Source organism: Brevibacterium sp. FME17 (assembly GCF_014897515.1).
GTDB lineage: Bacteria > Actinomycetota > Actinomycetes > Actinomycetales > Brevibacteriaceae > Brevibacterium.
This window is the reverse complement of the sequence record NZ_JABUYD010000022.1, coordinates 54,573-69,761: the sequence shown is the minus strand read 5'-3', so window position 1 is coordinate 69,761 and position 15,189 is coordinate 54,573. Positions and strand designations below refer to the sequence as shown.

Below are 15,189 nucleotides of genomic sequence, written 5' to 3'. Positions count from 1 at the left end.
ACGCTATTGGATTCTCAAACCACAAACACTCACCCGTCACCACAACCCCCAAAAAAGGGCGTGTACACCAGGGGTGTCAGTTTCAATTTTTCGTTGTCACCCGTGTTCCGTGTGAACCACACCCAAACTGTGTTTGTGCTGGTCACACCCGGTGAAAACTGTTCTAGAAGAACTCGTTTTCTGCGGGGCAACGAGATACTACTCTAGTCCAGGCCTGGCTCGTCGTGCAACTCGAAACCGGAAAACTGACAGTGACGCCCACCACACGTCAGCAAGGGGCTGGAGAAAACGCGGTGGGAGCCTGCTGTTGCCTTGAAATGTAGCGTTCGTCGGAAGACAGCGCGTAACGGGTTGCACCCGCACGTGAGGGAACACGTGAGGGAAACGGGTTGCGCGCGCGTACGGGCATTAGGGCGTCTGAGTTGCTGCAGTCGTGGAGTCAGCGCGTTCGACTCGGTGGAGCCTGACTGTGCTCTAGGAGTCTGACTGTGTTCTACCGCCAGGATGCAGCACGGACCGTTGGGAGACCTTTTACGCGGACCGTTCGAAGGCCCTATATAAGACGATTGTTTATAGGAAGACTTTGTAGAGGCGGTGTACCCGCAGCCTTCAAACCCCCACGTCCACTCTCGTGCTGGGTCCGTAGACACAGCCCCAGCGCGGTCTGGGTATACGAAGTTCAGCCTGGGTATAGGCGGTTCAGCCGAGTCAGGCCCGTCCACTAGGCTTGATTACATGACCTCGGCACCCACAACCTCCCCGCTCGACGTCCTCCACGATGTCTTCGGCTATGACGAGTTTCGAGGACAGCAGCAGGCCGTTGTTGATCAGATCGTGAGCGGTGGCGATGCCGTCGTCCTCATGCCCACCGGCGGCGGAAAGTCCCTGTGCTATCAGATCCCGAGCCTTGTCAGGCCCGGCACCGGCGTGGTGATCTCCCCACTGATCGCGCTCATGGCAGATCAGGTCGCTGCTCTGGAGAACCTCGGCGTGCGAGCGGCGTACCTCAACTCGACTCTTGACTTCGAGGAAGCCCAGAACGTCGAGCGAGCGCTCCTGGCCGGTGAGCTCGATCTGCTCTACTTAGCGCCTGAACGCCTAGTCCTGCCGCGCACGATGGCTTTGCTCGAGCGTGCTCAGGTCGCCTTGTTCGCCATTGACGAAGCCCACTGCGTATCGCAGTGGGGCCATGACTTCCGCAGCGACTACTTGGGCCTGGGAGTGTTGGCCGAACGATTCCCCGATGTTCCACGAATCGCATTGACCGCCACGGCCACACCCGCCACGCATGCGGAACTCACCGAGCGTCTTCACCTCGGCGATGCCCAGCATTTCGTCGCCAGCTTCGACCGCCCGAACATCACCTATCGCATCGAGCCGAAGCAGTCCGGCCGCTCGCAGCTCATCAACTTCATCACCACCGAACATTCTGGTGATTCTGGCATCGTCTACTGCCTATCCCGCCGTGGGGTCGAACAGCTCACTGAGGCACTCGTGGCCCGAGGAATCAAAGCCCTGCCCTATCACGCTGGGCTGCCTTCCGAGGTCCGTGCCGACCATCAGGCTCGATTCCTCCGCGAGGACGGGCTCGTCATGGTCGCGACGATCGCCTTCGGCATGGGCATCGACAAACCCGATGTCCGCTTCGTCGCTCACCTCGACCTGCCCCGCAGCGTCGAAGGCTACTACCAGGAGACTGGTCGTGCCGGACGCGACGGATTGCCGGCCGATGCGTGGATGGTCTACGGCCTCGGCGATGTCGTCTCCCAGCGTCGCCTCATCGAATCTGGCGACGGCGATCGGACCTATCAACGACGCGCGATGTCGCACCTCGACTCCATGCTTGCTCTGTGCGAAACCGTTGATTGCCGGCGCGTGCAGCTTCTGCGCTACTTCGACGAGGAATCCGAACCGTGCGGCAACTGCGACACCTGCATCACACCCCCAGTGACCTGGGACGCAACGGTCGCCGTGCAGAAACTGTTGTCGGCGGTCATTCGCCTCGACCGGGAACGTGGCCAGAAGTTCGGTTCAGGACAGGTCATCGACGTCTTGCGCGGCAATGACAATGAACGCTCTCGCGCGGCCGATCACGAACGCCTCAGCGTCTGGGGAATCGGCGACGACCTCAGTGAGACACAGTGGAAGACCGTGGTCAGGCAGGTCCTCGCCCGCGGTCTCCTGGAATCCCATGGCGACTACGGCGTACTGGTCGTTGGCGAAGCCGCCGGCCCTGTCCTGCGCAGCGAAGTGGAAGTATCCCTGCGAGTGGACCCTGTGAAGAAGTCGGGATCCAAAAAGTCCGGAGCAAAGCGCCGAGGCGGCCCTGAGGTCGAACTCGGGACCGCAGACACAGCCCTGTTCGAAGCTCTGCGTACCTGGCGAGCCGATCAGGCCAAGGAACAGGGCGTCCCCGCCTACGTCGTATTCCCTGACGCCACCCTGTACGGAATCGTCGAAGCCAAACCAAGCACTATCGGCGAACTGGGACAGGTCAGCGGGGTGGGTCTGAAGAAGCTCGAGCGCTACGGACCCGGCGTTCTCGAAGTTCTCGAGTCCAGCGCGGGGTGACCGCAGGCCAACTGTCGGCAGGACTGCCGGCTCGCGATCGTCAGTTCGTCTTATTCAGCGTGACATCGATGGGTGTCTGGTTGGTGAAGATGTCGAAGACAGGGCAGTGGGCGTCCACCGTCGTCTGCAGCTCCTGGTAGGCCTCGTCGCTGTCCGGGCCCGTGATGTCGACGTTGACACGGACTGCTGAGAGTCCGGGCCGCACCGTGTCATCGGCGCCGAAGAGGCCTTGTACGTCAATGTCGCCCTCTGCGCTGACCTCGAGGTTCTCGATTGTCAGCCCCAGGTTGTGCGCGTACAGCCGGTAGACGACGATCTGGCATGAGATGAGGGCACCGAGGGCGTATTCCACGGGGTTCGGTGCCGCGTCATCACCGCCCAGCGGTGCCGGCTCGTCGACGGTGAAGGTGTGCTTTCCTGCTGTGATGACCGAGGACACGGAGCCTTGGGCGCATCCCTTGGCCGAAAACACCAGCTGAGCGTTCTTCGTCGAGCTTGCAATCCGCTCGTTCCAGGCCTGATCTGCCGAGGTCAGTCGTGCGGCGCGATCTTCAGCGCTGATGGCAACGGTTTCGCCTGTGTTGGTGGTGGTTTCTGCTGTGGCGGTCATGTGTACGTCTCCTTGGAGTGGGTGATCATCGTTTGCGTGATCACCACACTAGAAACACAAACTTCCCCGGCGATGGCCGCTCGTCAGATTTCGACGCAGTCCGTCATAGGCACGAAATGAGAGGACGCATTTCGACACGAATCTCATACTTCTGGATGACAACATCGCTGATCAGCGACTTATAGGGCCGAGACATGAGCGAATCCCCACTGCGAAGTCGACTCTCGAAGAGGACCCTCCTCATCTCGGCAGGCGCCGTCCTTGGCATCGCTGCTCTCATCTTCGGGACTGCCGTCGCCGTCGGGCTCACCGTTCCAGGAGTCCGAGCACATTTCGAAAGCCTGATTATCGCTGTGCTGCTCGTCCCGAGCACCGGGACGCTGATTGCGTTGGCGTTCACTCTGCGTCGCCGCGGTCACCGCTTATCAGCCATCGGCTTCCCCCGTCCCACCGCGCGACTCTTCCATCTGCTGTGGCAGGCCCACGCCTCTGTGATCGTTGTGCTCGGGGCACAGCTCCTTGTTTTCGCTGTCACAGGCTCGGAGCCCGTCAGTGACTCATCGACCGACTCGATTGCAGGGAGTGTCGGCCCCATCGCTGCGATCTCGATGTTCGCCGCCGTCGGGATCATCACCCCACTCTAGGAGGAGCTGTTCTTTCGCGGCGTAATCTATGGCTTCGTCCGTGACCACCTCGGGCTGAAGGGGGCAGTTCCGATCAGCACAGTCGTCTTCGCGCTGTGCCACGGTGTGCCGATCCTTCTGCCCTACATGCTTGCGCTGGGTCTTTGCCTCGCGCTGCTGCGGACATTCCACCGCAATCTGTGGGGACCGCTGGGTCTGCACCAGGAATCAACTCGATGGCGTCGGTGGTCCTTCTGCAGGTCGCCTTCAACTGACGTGCATCCTGTCGGACCTCATATCTCAGGGGCGGTGGTGGCCGAACACGAGGCTGGTCTGGGTATGAGCGATCGCGGGGTCCGAGAGATGCTCATTTATAAATGCATTCAGCCCGGCCGGATGGGCCGTGGCGATGTGCACAAGCAGATCTCGCTCCCCCGAAACCTGGAAGACTTCGAGAGTTTCTGGAGCCTGGAGCAGTCCGACGATGACGGCGTTCATCTTCGACCGCCCGACCGGTGACATCCGCACCGAGATCATGCCGAACACGTGCAGACCCAGCGCTTCGAAGTCGATGTCGGCGTGAAATCCTTTGATGATTCCGCGCGACCGCAGGGCGCTGACTCGCCCGGAGCAGGTGGACGGGGCCAGCCCCACTCGGCCGGCAAGATCCTTGTTGGAGATCCGGGCATCGGAACTGAGCTCACGCAGGATCGCCATGTCCACCTCGGCGAGGTGGGAATCCTTCGATTCAGAACGATGGTCGATGATCAATTCCGAATTCACCACAAGAATCCTCTACCTTTGTCGTCATCTATTCGGTTCCATTCGATGGTATCCGTGATCTGGGTAGTCTATGAGGAGACCCGCCGCCACCGGCGATACCGGCTTCGTGCCCGACCAGATGAAGGTGACCCATGACGACTTCAGCACACACCGCCCCGCGCGATCGCGCGGCCTGCGAGCACCTCGATGCCGCGGATCCGCTGCGCGGCTTCAAGGACGAGTTCATCCTCCCTTCCGACACGATCTATCTCGACGGGAACTCGCTCGGCGCCCGGACGAAGGGGGCGGCCGAACGTGCTCAGACGGTCATCGCCGACGAGTGGGGGACCGGGCTCATCCGGTCCTGGAACACCGCCGGATGGTTCGACCTGCCGGCGAAGCTGGGCGAGAAAGTTGCCGGCATCGTCGGTGGTGGGACCGGCAGCACCGTCGTCACGGACACCACCTCGATCAACCTGTTCAAAGCCGCGTCGGCCGCGCTGAAGATGCAGTCCGCAGATGCGCCCGATCGTCGTGTCATCCTCACTCAGCGGGAGAACTTCCCCTCCGATATCTACATGCTTCAGGGCTTGGCGGAGCAGCTTGATGCCGGCTACGAGGTCCGCCTGGTCGATGACGCCGAGGTGAGCGCAGGGTTCCCGAACACAATGACCGACGAGGTGGCTCTCGTGGTTCTCACCCACGTGAACTACCGCACGGGTCGGCTCTTCGACATGACCACGACCACCTCGGAGATCCATGACGGTGGTGCCTTGGTGATCTGGGACCTGTGCCATTCGGCGGGTGCGCTGGAGATCGACTTGGCCGGGTCGGGTGCGGACATGGCGATCGGCTGCACATACAAGTTCCTCAACGGCGGCCCAGGCTCACCCGCTTTCATCTGGGTCTCCGAGGCATTGCAGAATCGTTTCACCCAGCCGCTCTCGGGCTGGTGGGGGCATGCGAAGCCCTTCGAGATGTCACCGGACTATGCTCCGGCCGACGGTATTCGCCGGTACCTGACCGGCACGCAGGGCATCATCTCGATGTCTATGGCCGAGCTGGGACTCGACATCGCCAGCCGGGTCGATATGGCCGCGGTGCGAGAGAAGTCCCTGCAGCTGTCTGACCTGTTCATCGAGCTCGTCGACTCTCGATTGGCCGATCATCCCGTCGAGATCGTCACTCCACGCGAGCACGCCCATCGCGGCTCACAGGTCTCGATCACGCACCCCGAGGGCTTTGCCATCATGAGCGCTCTCATCGAACGTGGAATCATCGGCGACTATCGCGAGCCTGAAGTGCTGCGCTTCGGCCTGACTCCGCTCTACATCGGCTTCACCGATGTCTGGGACACCGTCGAGGCGCTGCGCGACATCCTCGACAACCGGCTCTGGGACGCCCCTGCGCACAAGGTCCGCGGCGCCGTCACGTGATCGGTGTGGCTCAATAGCCTCTCGGCAACCTTCCGGGCGCTGAGCAACCTCGCTTTGGAGTGGTCCCCTGAGGTTGCTCAGCCCGATTCGTTCGCTTATCCGACGCGCCGCTCCCGTCCCGCCAACACGTACGCACCGATCCCGATCGCGCCGATGGCCAAGACCGAGCCGCCGATCGTCACAGCCTGCGGGATCGTCGCGATCGTGCCGAGCACGCCGACGGTGACACCGGAGAACGTCTGCATTCCGGGCCCGAACATCGAATAGGAGCCGATCACTCTGCCCCGAATCTCAGTCGGGGCCTCGAGCTGGATGATCGCCATCTCGGTCGACTCGGCGGTGATCTTGCAGACCCCAGCGAGGACGAGGACCGCCAACGCCAGCCACAGGTGCGAGGTGAACGCGAAGACGATCGCACTCGCTCCCAACCCTGCCGCGGCGACCGCTGCTGCCGCGGGCGTTGGTCGCACCCAGCCTGTGGCCTCGAGGAAGAACCCGCCGAGCACACCTCCGGCACCAAGAGCGAAAAGCAGCAGACCGTAGGTGAAGTCACTGTCTCCGCCGGGGCCGGTGAAGATATCGCCGAAGACCGGCATCGCCGTCTGCAACACGGCCCCGATCGTGATCGAGGCGAGCGCAGCCAGCAAGAGCATACTGATGATCGCCCGGTTGTGGCGGACGTCGACGAGCACCCGCAGTGACTGGATCAGTGTGGTCCTCGCTGCCCGCAGACCACCGCTCCTGGTATGGCCGGTGAAGGGTGTGCGCATGAGGAAAATCGTCAGCGGCAGGTAAAAGACGATGTTGATGAAGATGCCCCACGTCGGCCCGAACGACAGCAGGAGCGCCGAGCCGACAACGGGTCCGAACAGGATGCCGAGGCTGCGGAAGGTCGCATTGATGCGCACGGCGCTGGGCAGCTCGCTGCGTCCGGCGAAGTCGTAGAGCATCATCTGTTCGGCCGGTCCCCACAGGCATCCGGCCAGGCCGTGGATGATCAGCAGCACGCAGGCCTGCCACAGTTGGAGCGAATCGGTGAGGAACAGGATGCCCCAGCACAGGGACACGACCATGAACATGACCTGCCCGATCTGGATGAGTCGGCGGCAGTCGAAGCGTTCAGCCAACGATCCGGCATAAACGGACAGGAGTAGGAACGGCAGCCAGTGGCTGATGAGCTGGAATCCCACGAGGGCCGGGGACTCGAACTTCTGCCACAGCACCCAGTAGGTGATGACGTGCTCAATGTTGTCGCCCATCATCGCCATGCCGGATCCGACCAGATAGGGCGCGGTCTTCCAGCTCCGCAGCACCCCGAACCGGCGCGGATTCGGGGAGGTGTCGGAAGATTCGTCTCGGGTCTCGCTCACCCGCCCATTCTGGCACCACCTGCGTGAAATCAGTGGGTGGTCCCGAACCGTGGAATCCTGACACCGCCGAGGCGGCCCTGGTTCTTTTATGGACAGGGCCCTTGATCTGACCCCTGTATGGGGTCACCGTTGACATGATCAAGGAAGATCAGATGTCAACGACACCGAAGTCATCTGGGTCAAACACACCTCTGGAGAACTGCCCACGGGTTCACCGCAGTGGCAGATCGTCGAGGCCCTCTCCCCTGCCGACGACGAAGCTATAGTGGAGAAGACGCACGGCAACACCTTCGAAAAAACGAACTTCGAGGATGTTCTGGCGTCTAAGAACGTCGAACACCTCATCGTCACCGGCGCCCAGTCCGATGCGTGCGCGAGGTCGACGATCCACGGCGGATTTGCCCGCGGCTGCGATGTCACGCTCGTCTCCGACGCCCACACCACCGAAGATCTCAGCGACTGGAGAGCTGCGCCTCCGGAGAAGGTGGTTGCCCATACGAATCTCTGCTGGGGCTTCGAGTCAGGACCAGGCAGGACCGCTCGCGTCCAGGAAGCGGCTGGGGTCGACTTCACCGCACCGGGCACAGGCGAGTGAGCCGGCGACTCGCGTCCAGACACCGCTCATCGTTTCCTGACATGATGAGTCCATGAGTGATGACACGCGCAGCATCGAACTGACCCGCCTCGCCGAGAACCACTACCGGGCCACGGCCCCAAGTGGTGCGAGCATCGAATTCGGTCGTGGTGAGGGCCTGATGACACCCGTTGAGCTGCTGCTCGCGGCCGTCGCAGGCTGTTCCTCGATCGACGTCGACACAGTGACCAGCAGACACACTGAGCCGACGCGTTTCGATGTCTCGGCCACGGCCGACAAGATCGATGAAGACGGTGCATCTCGAGTCGACAACGTCCACCTCGACTTCGACCTCGCTTTCCCCGACGACGAGGATGGTCGCAAAGCCGATGCGCGTATCGAGAGGCTCGTCGGCCTGTCCCATGACAAGTACTGCACGGTCTCGCGCACCGTCGAGCACCCGACCAACGTGGATTTCAGCATCCGCCGCGGCTGAACTCCACCCTCGCCGCAACCGAGCCTCAGCTTTCGGCCAACCGTTCCCGTTCGACCTCAATCTCGAAGTCCGCAGCAGGCCACTGGGGGTCGATACTCCGCAGCGCATTCAATAAGAGTCGCTGGATCGCCAGACGTGCGTACCATTTGCGGTCAGCGGGGACGACGTACCAAGGCGCCGCCTCGGTCGAGGTGCGCTCGAACACCGCCTGATAAGCCTTCATGTAATCGGGCCACAGGAGGCGCTCATCAACGTCACCCGGGTTGTACTTCCAGTACTTGTCGGGGCGGTCCAAACGCTCCATGAGTCGGTCCTTCTGCTCATCGGGAGAGATGTGGAGCATGACCTTGATAATGCGCACACCCGCCTCGGCGAGCTCGGCCTCGAAGTCATTGATGGCGGCGTAGCGACGCTCGATCTCTTCGTCGTCGGCAAGCTCGCGGACTTTGCCGATGAGCACATCCTCGTAGTGGGAGCGATCGAAGACGCCGATCATGCCAGGCCCGGGCACGCGCGATCGGATGCGCCAGAGGAAATCGTGGGAGAGCTCCTCCTTCGTCGGCGCCTTGAACGCAGCGAGCTCCACGCCCTGTGGATCGACCGATCCGACGACGTGGCGCACGATCCCGCCCTTGCCTGCCGTGTCCATCGCTTGGAGGACGAGGAGAACCGCTGGCCCCGACTCCTCCTCATGATGAGCCGCGAAGAGTCGTTCCTGAAGATCGTCGAGTTCGGGGATGCAGGCTTTGAGGTCCTTGCGTCCGGATTTCTTGTTGCCTTCGTAGCCGGGGGTCGAACGCGGATCAACATCATCGAGCCGAAACCCTTCGCATGCCCGCAGCAGCGACTCCGGATCCTCGGTCCAACTCAGCGCTGTCTTTTCGCTCATGAGTTCATCTTTGCAGGCAGGGAGGTCAGCGTCTATATCTGTGCTGATCTACAAGGGATCGTCGCCGTCAGTCGGGCTTGCGAAACACCGAGGGCAGCTTCTTCATCTTCTTCGGCGTCTCCCGATAAGACCATCGGCGCATCGGCTGTGGAACTCGCCACTGCAGCTTCCACGCCAGCATTCGGAAGCCGAATGCCAGTGCGGCGATGATCAGCGAAACCACACCGCCGAGCAGGTTCAGCGCATCGGCGATGACCGTTAGCCCCGATCCGAAGAGGGCGGGAATCAGGTAGAGGTCGGTGCCGCTGAAGATCGCCGGGTCCTCACTGGCCACCGCATCGCGCATGAGCCCGCCGCCACAGGCAGTCAAAGCCCCCATGAACAGGGCCGCAGAGTAATTCGCACCGGCACCGAGGGCAATCGTCGCTCCGGTGACACTGAAGATGGCGAGCCCGATCGCATCGAAGGTCACAATCCAGATCCGGGCGCGGGAAACGTGTTTGCCGATGAGATAGATGAGCAAGGTGGCGAACAGCGGAGTAGCCAGATAGATCGGTTGACCCAGCGCGTTCGGCACCCGGTCGAGGAGAACGTCGCGGATCATGCCTCCACCGATGCCTGCCAGCAGTCCGAGGACCAAGCCTCCGGTGATGTCGAAGCCGCGCCGGGCGGCCAGGAGGACTCCGGAGACGGCGAAGACGAAGGTGCCGGTGAGGTCGAGTGCGAGAAAGACCGCTTCTTGAATGTCCACGACTGATTCTCCTTCCGACACATCGAGGGCCCGCCCCACGCGCCGGACGGTGCGTGGTCAGCATTGCCGACGCCACGTCTGTCGTTCTCGGCGTCTGGCTACCTCTGTAGTATCAGTGCGCCGGAGCAGTGAGGTGCGCCGAGGTGGAGTGCACGGTGCTCGTCCGGGCAGGAACGTGCTCGCCCGTGCCGGGAACAGGCTCAGCTGAGCTGGAAGTTGTCCGGGTTCTTGTATTCTTCGATTTCGACGCTCGGGCTGCCCTGCCCCTTGAGCAGCTTCGATATCGGGCATCGAGCGTGGGCCCGCCCCGCGTACTTCTCCGCGTCTGCGGCGGAGACGCCTTCGATGGAGATATAGGCTCGAGGTACGAAGTAGAATCCGGCGTTGGACTCACCGTGCAGGTCGACCTCAACGCGGACTCGGGATAGAGCTTCGACATCATTGACGGCCAGCACCACCTTGAGGGTTTCACCGAGGCAGGTGCTCCACGCCATGGCGAGGAACTGCTCCGGGTTGCTGCCCTGATCGGTGTGCGAGGTGGGGGCCGTCGACAGCGTCATACCGTCTTCGACTCGCACTTCACCCGAGGTCCCGCCGAGGTTCTCGACTTTGGCAGTATAGATGGGAGCGCTTGCGCTTCTGGGTTCGTCCGAGTCTCCGCTTGGCGCCTGCGGCTCGGCGTATCCTGGGTTCTCAGTCATTGCACTATGCTACGTCAGCTTGACGGCAAGTTCACTGACAATTTCGTGAACGGGACGAGTCGCAGCAGCGAATCTTCGCTCCCGAATCACCCATCCGGATCGTCGTCGGCTCCGAATATCCGGCATGAGAAGACCATTTCGCGCCGCCCTTGCCGGGATCGTCGCCACCCTTGTCCTGTTCGGTGCCGCCGATCTGATCGCTCGGGCATTCGGTCCTCAGGCGGCCCCTCTGCTGGCGCTGGGTCAGACGATCATTCCGCTCACCCCTACCGAGATCGTCAAACCTGTCATCGACCTCTTCGGCACCAATGACAAGCTCTTCCTCATCCTCACCACAGGACTCGCAGCTTTGGTGCTCGGAGGGCTGATCGGCTGGCTGGCCTCTCACCGACTCCGCCTAGCGACCGTGCTCCTGTGCACCGCCGGGCTCGTTCCCATCCTAGTCATTCTCATCCGACCCGAGTCCAGTGTCATCGACATCATCCCAACGCTCATCGGACTCGTCGTGGGCCTGGCCGTCTTCCGCATCCTCATGAGTTCGGGAACAAGCCGGACTGAGACCGGAACGGCATCCGCAGCTCCCGCGAAGTTCCCTGCAGCTGCCCGACCCGCTCGCTCGTCCACGCCCGGGCCCTCCCCCGCCGACTCGACCGAGGCACCAGCCTCAGAGCCCTCTCGGCGACGCTTCTTCGTCATCACCGGCATCATCGGTACAGTCGGTGCCGCTGCGGTGGCGGCGGGACAGACCGTCGCCTCCTTGACTCTGGATGCTGGTGCGGCAGCTGCCAAACTGGTGTTGCCAACGCCTGCCAAGAAGGCTCCTCCGATCCCTTCCAATGCCCATCCGGATGTCAAAGGCCTCACCCCCTTCGTCACGGATCCTCAGGATTTCTACCGCATCGACACAGCACTGGCACCTCCTGTCATCGACCCTGAGGACTGGTCGCTGCGGATCCACGGCATGGTCGAGTCGGAGGTGACTTTGACGATGGACGATCTGCTCGACCTTCCTCTCGACGAGCATCACATCACGCTCACCTGCGTCTCCAACCCCGTCGGGGGTGACCTGGTCGGCAACGCCACCTGGTTGGGCTACCCGGTGCGTGAGCTGCTGCGCCGAGCGAAACCCCACAAGAACGCAGACATGGTCCTCTCCCATTCCTTCGACGGCTTCTCCGCCTCAACCCCGATCGAGGCTCTCGTCGATGGCCGGGACTCCCTATTGGCTGTTGGAATGAACGGCAGTCCGCTCCCTCCCGAACACGGGTTCCCCGCCCGCCTCGTCGTTCCCGGTCTGTATGGATTCGTCTCAGCCACCAAGTGGGTCACCGAACTCGAAGTCACTCGCTTTGATGAGAAGACCGCGTATTGGACCGACCGCGGGTGGGACGCCAAGGCGCCCATCCTCGTCGCGTCCAGGGTCGAAGTGCCGAAGCCGTTGGCCAAGGTATCGGCCGGTGATGTGGCCGTCGCCGGCACGGCATGGGCGCAGCGCAGCGGCGTCAAGCGGGTCGATGTGAAACTCGACGATGGAGAGTGGACATCTGCTGAGCTCGGTGACGAGGTGAATATCGATACCTGGCGCCAGTGGAAGACGGGATTCAGCGACGTCGATACAGGATTGCATACCGTCACGGTCCGTGCGATCGATCAGGACGGAAACGTCCAGACCCCGAAGCGCAGGAAGTCCATTCCCAATTCCGCGACCGGTCACCACCACATCCAGTTCAGTGTTGAGTAGAGCGAGCCTCCGCCCGGCACGCACCGCACCACCACGGCCCCAATCAACGCTTACAGGCGGAGGCTGGGGCCGATCTGCGCAGGTCCTAGGACTACGCGGAGAACTCCGTCAAAAAGAAATCCAAAGAATGTTTGAGTTTCACCCATCCAGAACGTCATGGGCTGCGAATACCAGATACACAGCGAGCAATGAAGGCAACTTCAGAGCTGTGCGCTGATACGCACCACCGTTGATGCACCACTTCAATTAGGAGAAGAACGATGAAAACGCTGCTTCGCACTCGCACCACCACCATCCTGGCCGCTGGCGCGATCGGTCTCATGGCTCTGAGCGGTTGCTCGGACATGGGCTCCGACTCCGATTCCGGTGATTCCGAGTCCAAGTCAAGTGACACCGCAGAAAGCCCTGACGCACCCGAAGAGTCAAGCGATGACGCCATGGCCGGCGGGGATCTCGTCGGACCGGATTGCGCGGCGTATGCCGAAGCCAATCCTGACGGCGGCGGATCTGTCGAGGGAATGGCCCAGGACCCTGTCGCCACCGCGGCATCGAACAACCCGATGCTCAAGACGCTGACCAAGGCTGTTTCGGGCAAGCTCAACCCCGATGTCGACCTCGTCGACACTCTCAATGGTGACGAGTTCACCGTCATCGCACCCACTGATGATGCCTTCGCCGATGTGCCCAAGGACGACCTGGATGCGCTGGCCAAGGATTCGGACATGCTGACGAAGGTCCTCACCTATCACGTCATCCCGGGAAAGCTGTCCCCTGACGAGATCGCCGGTGAGCACGAGACCGTCGAGGGTTCGAAGGTGAAGATCTCCGGCAAGGGCGACGACCTCAAGTTCGACGATGCCGGTCTGGTCTGCGGCGGAGTCGCAACCTCGAACGCCACTGTGTACATGGTCGACAGTGTGATGATGCCCTCTAAGTGACATTTGGGCTTCACAGGGTGGTGGCCAAGGACCGACTCCGACCACTCGGATCGGCCCTTGGCCACCACCTTTTTCACTCGATGTGCGGACAACTGAAGAACAGAAGCCGATCAGATGACATGATTGGTCAATGAGTTCAGACGATCCTTCGGTTCCAGGCCATGGACCCCCGGGAAATGATGCCCCAGCGTCAGACGGTACCGTCACCACAGCAGCGGACCCGAGTGGCGACCAGCTGCTGCGGATCGCCACCGGCGACAGGACCGCTTTCGAAGAACTCTTCGTGGCTCAGTCCCGGATCCTCATGGCAGTGATCCTGCGCATAGTGAGAAGTCAGGCGCTCGCCGAGGAGGTGCTCCAGGAATGCTTCACCGAAGTGTGGACCCGGTGCTCCGGGTTCGACCCCGACCATGGGACCGGCAGAGCATGGCTGATCACGCTGTGCCGCAGGAGAGCCATCGACTGCGTCCGCAGTGTTCAGGCCCAGCAGGATCGAGACTACTCCGACGGACTGAGATCGTCGGCTGAAGAGGGCGAGCAGGTCGAGCAGAAGGTCATCGACAGATTCGAGTCAGACAGGACCGTCACTGCGCTGAAGATACTTCCCGCGGATCAGGCACAACCAATTGTCATGGCGTTCTACCAAGGTCTGACGCACGCTGAGATTTCAGAGAATCTCAAGGTGCCCCTCGGCACCATCAAGTCACGGATCAGAGACGGAATGAAGAAGCTGCGAGAAGAGTTGGAGGCAAGCCGATGAACACCGATCGCGACTATTTGGCTGCCGGGCTGGCTCTGGGCGGACTCAGTGAAGCTGAGCTTGCCGAGGCGCAGACTCTTGCAGACACCGATGCCGATTTCCGTTCCGAGGTCGCTGAGTATGAGGACACCATGGCGCTCATGGCCGGATCCGATGCAGAAGCGTCTGAATCCTCAGCCACGGGTGCCCCTGAACCCATCAGTGCAGCCACCCGCAACGCAATTCTCGCCATCCCGAGCACACATGTTCAAGAAGATGCAGATGTGGAACCACAGAGCCTGAATCAGGCTCGTTCTGCACAGCAGCAGACTCAGTCCTCAGCACCGACTCCGCTCAATGCTCCGGTTCAACCCGCACCGCAGGCAGGCACTCATTCGTCCTCGGATGTGCCACCGCCCGCCGACCTGGCTGAGCACCGTCGGAAGCGCCGCCCCTGGGTGCCGATGGCTGCCGCAGCTGCCGCTGTCGTCGTCGCGGCCGGTGTCGGAGTGAGTTCCTGGCAGAAGCAGAACGAGCTGGAAGATGAGCTGGCCGCTGCTCAACAACAGCTCGACGATTCCGCTCGCCTGATGGAAGCCGGAGATCTGAAAACCAGCACTGCCGAGCTGCCCAAGGGCGGTTCTGTCACTGTGCTCTCGTCCGAGAAAGAACAGCTCATTCGCTTCAGTCCTCGCGACGTCACTGCTGCCCCGGCAGGGAAGTCGATGCAGATGTGGGTGATCGGCAATGAGGGTCCCGAGAGCGTAGGACTGATGACTGGACAACCGGTGACGATTGCCGATGAGCCGTTCTCCTCGGGCAGTCTCTTCGGCATCACGGTCGAACCGGAGGGCGGTTCGAAGCAGCCGACCACCGATCCGATCGTGGCCATCGACCTGTAGGCGAGGGGTGAGGGACCTCCGCCCTGCGCCGGAGACTCTGCACGTCTGATCCGCACACCGACGGATGTGGACGAACTTCAGACTGT

14 protein-coding genes and 2 pseudogenes are annotated in these 15,189 nt (G+C 61.9%); 10 read left to right on the top strand and 6 right to left on the bottom strand.

The window, feature by feature from the left end:
• The first annotated feature begins 735 nt into the window (after window positions 1-735).
• Window positions 736-2,571 (top strand): DNA helicase RecQ, encoded by a 1,836-nt coding sequence (recQ, locus tag INT40_RS16735; RefSeq protein ID WP_193072573.1) that lies wholly within the window; start codon window positions 736-738, stop codon window positions 2,569-2,571.
• A gap of 40 nt (window positions 2,572-2,611) precedes the next feature.
• Here recQ and INT40_RS16730 read toward each other — a convergent pair whose 3' ends face one another.
• The gene (locus INT40_RS16730; RefSeq protein ID WP_101572074.1) at window positions 2,612-3,181 is read right to left on the bottom strand and encodes an OsmC family protein; all 570 of its coding nucleotides are present in this window, start codon (window positions 3,179-3,181) and stop codon (window positions 2,612-2,614) included.
• 194 nt (window positions 3,182-3,375) lie between these two features.
• Here INT40_RS16730 and INT40_RS16725 point away from each other — a divergent pair, with 194 nt between their 5' ends.
• Window positions 3,376-3,825 carry a hypothetical protein gene (locus INT40_RS16725; protein ID WP_193072572.1) on the top strand — a complete coding sequence of 150 codons (450 nt, stop codon included), beginning with the start codon at window positions 3,376-3,378 and terminating at the stop codon, window positions 3,823-3,825.
• A gap of 6 nt (window positions 3,826-3,831) precedes the next feature.
• Window positions 3,832-4,014 (top strand): annotated as a pseudogene (locus tag INT40_RS21395) (type II CAAX prenyl endopeptidase Rce1 family protein); the annotation flags it as partial.
• Between the two features lie 90 nt (window positions 4,015-4,104).
• On the opposite strand, the gene INT40_RS16715 reads toward INT40_RS21395, so the two are convergent.
• Window positions 4,105-4,587 (bottom strand): Lrp/AsnC family transcriptional regulator, encoded by a 483-nt coding sequence (locus tag INT40_RS16715; RefSeq protein WP_319020931.1) that lies wholly within the window; start codon window positions 4,585-4,587, stop codon window positions 4,105-4,107.
• A 131-nt stretch (window positions 4,588-4,718) separates the two neighbouring features.
• Here INT40_RS16715 and kynU point away from each other — a divergent pair, with 131 nt between their 5' ends.
• On the top strand, window positions 4,719-6,002 hold the full coding sequence (gene kynU / locus INT40_RS16710; protein WP_193072570.1) for a kynureninase: 1,284 nt from the start codon (window positions 4,719-4,721) through the stop codon (window positions 6,000-6,002).
• 95 nt (window positions 6,003-6,097) lie between these two features.
• Here the strand turns inward: kynU and INT40_RS16705 are convergent, their stop codons facing one another.
• Window positions 6,098-7,372 (bottom strand): MFS transporter, encoded by a 1,275-nt coding sequence (locus INT40_RS16705; RefSeq protein WP_193072569.1) that lies wholly within the window; start codon window positions 7,370-7,372, stop codon window positions 6,098-6,100.
• Window positions 7,373-7,541: 169 nt separating this feature from the next.
• Between INT40_RS16705 and INT40_RS16700 the strand changes: the two are divergent.
• Both INT40_RS16700 and INT40_RS16695 read left to right on the top strand, forming a co-directional pair.
• A pseudogene (locus tag INT40_RS16700) lies at window positions 7,542-7,967 on the top strand (isochorismatase family protein); the annotation flags it as partial.
• 52 nt (window positions 7,968-8,019) lie between these two features.
• Window positions 8,020-8,442 carry an OsmC family protein gene (locus INT40_RS16695; RefSeq protein ID WP_101572087.1) on the top strand — a complete coding sequence of 141 codons (423 nt, stop codon included), beginning with the start codon at window positions 8,020-8,022 and terminating at the stop codon, window positions 8,440-8,442.
• A 25-nt stretch (window positions 8,443-8,467) separates the two neighbouring features.
• On the opposite strand, the gene INT40_RS16690 is transcribed toward INT40_RS16695, so the two are convergent.
• The 3 genes from INT40_RS16690 to INT40_RS16680 all read right to left on the bottom strand — a co-directional run bounded on the left by INT40_RS16690 (window position 8,468) and on the right by INT40_RS16680 (window position 10,783).
• Complete coding sequence (locus tag INT40_RS16690; protein WP_193072568.1) at window positions 8,468-9,331, bottom strand: PPK2 family polyphosphate kinase; 864 nt, start codon at window positions 9,329-9,331, stop codon at window positions 8,468-8,470.
• 67 nt (window positions 9,332-9,398) lie between these two features.
• Window positions 9,399-10,082, bottom strand: coding sequence for a trimeric intracellular cation channel family protein (locus INT40_RS16685; RefSeq protein WP_101572091.1), 684 nt, complete (start codon window positions 10,080-10,082; stop codon window positions 9,399-9,401).
• A gap of 200 nt (window positions 10,083-10,282) precedes the next feature.
• Entirely contained in the window at window positions 10,283-10,783 is a 501-nt protein-coding gene (locus INT40_RS16680) for an OsmC family protein (protein WP_101572093.1), read from the bottom strand.
• A 124-nt stretch (window positions 10,784-10,907) separates the two neighbouring features.
• Here INT40_RS16680 and INT40_RS16675 point away from each other — a divergent pair, with 124 nt between their 5' ends.
• The 4 genes from INT40_RS16675 (at window position 10,908) to INT40_RS16660 (ending at window position 15,103) form a co-directional block, all read left to right on the top strand.
• Window positions 10,908-12,524, top strand: coding sequence for a molybdopterin-dependent oxidoreductase (locus INT40_RS16675; RefSeq protein WP_193096543.1), 1,617 nt, complete (start codon window positions 10,908-10,910; stop codon window positions 12,522-12,524).
• Window positions 12,525-12,784: 260 nt separating this feature from the next.
• On the top strand, window positions 12,785-13,462 hold the full coding sequence (locus INT40_RS16670) for a fasciclin domain-containing protein (RefSeq protein WP_101572096.1): 678 nt from the start codon (window positions 12,785-12,787) through the stop codon (window positions 13,460-13,462).
• Between the two features lie 130 nt (window positions 13,463-13,592).
• Window positions 13,593-14,222 carry a sigma-70 family RNA polymerase sigma factor gene (locus INT40_RS16665; protein ID WP_101572098.1) on the top strand — a complete coding sequence of 210 codons (630 nt, stop codon included), beginning with the start codon at window positions 13,593-13,595 and terminating at the stop codon, window positions 14,220-14,222.
• The gene (locus tag INT40_RS16660) at window positions 14,219-15,103 is read left to right on the top strand and encodes an anti-sigma factor (protein WP_101572100.1); all 885 of its coding nucleotides are present in this window, start codon (window positions 14,219-14,221) and stop codon (window positions 15,101-15,103) included. The genes INT40_RS16665 and INT40_RS16660 overlap by 4 nt, the downstream gene beginning before the upstream one ends.
• The last annotated feature ends 86 nt before the right edge of the window (window positions 15,104-15,189 follow it).

Excerpts from the sequence above, each read along its gene's own strand:
- INT40_RS16675 (WP_193096543.1), top strand. The coding sequence starts at position 10,908 with ATGAGAAGACCATTTCGCGCCGCCCTTGCCGGGATCGTCGCCACCCTT.
- INT40_RS16730 (WP_101572074.1), bottom strand. The coding sequence starts at position 3,181 with ATGACCGCCACAGCAGAAACCACCACCAACACAGGCGAAACCGTTGCC.
- INT40_RS16680 (WP_101572093.1), bottom strand. The coding sequence starts at position 10,783 with ATGACTGAGAACCCAGGATACGCCGAGCCGCAGGCGCCAAGCGGAGAC.
- INT40_RS16695 (WP_101572087.1), top strand. The coding sequence starts at position 8,020 with ATGAGTGATGACACGCGCAGCATCGAACTGACCCGCCTCGCCGAGAAC.
- INT40_RS16690 (WP_193072568.1), bottom strand. The coding sequence starts at position 9,331 with ATGAGCGAAAAGACAGCGCTGAGTTGGACCGAGGATCCGGAGTCGCTG.
- INT40_RS16660 (WP_101572100.1), top strand. The coding sequence starts at position 14,219 with ATGAACACCGATCGCGACTATTTGGCTGCCGGGCTGGCTCTGGGCGGA.
- recQ (WP_193072573.1), top strand. The coding sequence starts at position 736 with ATGACCTCGGCACCCACAACCTCCCCGCTCGACGTCCTCCACGATGTC.
- kynU (WP_193072570.1), top strand. The coding sequence starts at position 4,719 with ATGACGACTTCAGCACACACCGCCCCGCGCGATCGCGCGGCCTGCGAG.
- INT40_RS16670 (WP_101572096.1), top strand. The coding sequence starts at position 12,785 with ATGAAAACGCTGCTTCGCACTCGCACCACCACCATCCTGGCCGCTGGC.
- INT40_RS16665 (WP_101572098.1), top strand. The coding sequence starts at position 13,593 with ATGAGTTCAGACGATCCTTCGGTTCCAGGCCATGGACCCCCGGGAAAT.
- INT40_RS16725 (WP_193072572.1), top strand. The coding sequence starts at position 3,376 with ATGAGCGAATCCCCACTGCGAAGTCGACTCTCGAAGAGGACCCTCCTC.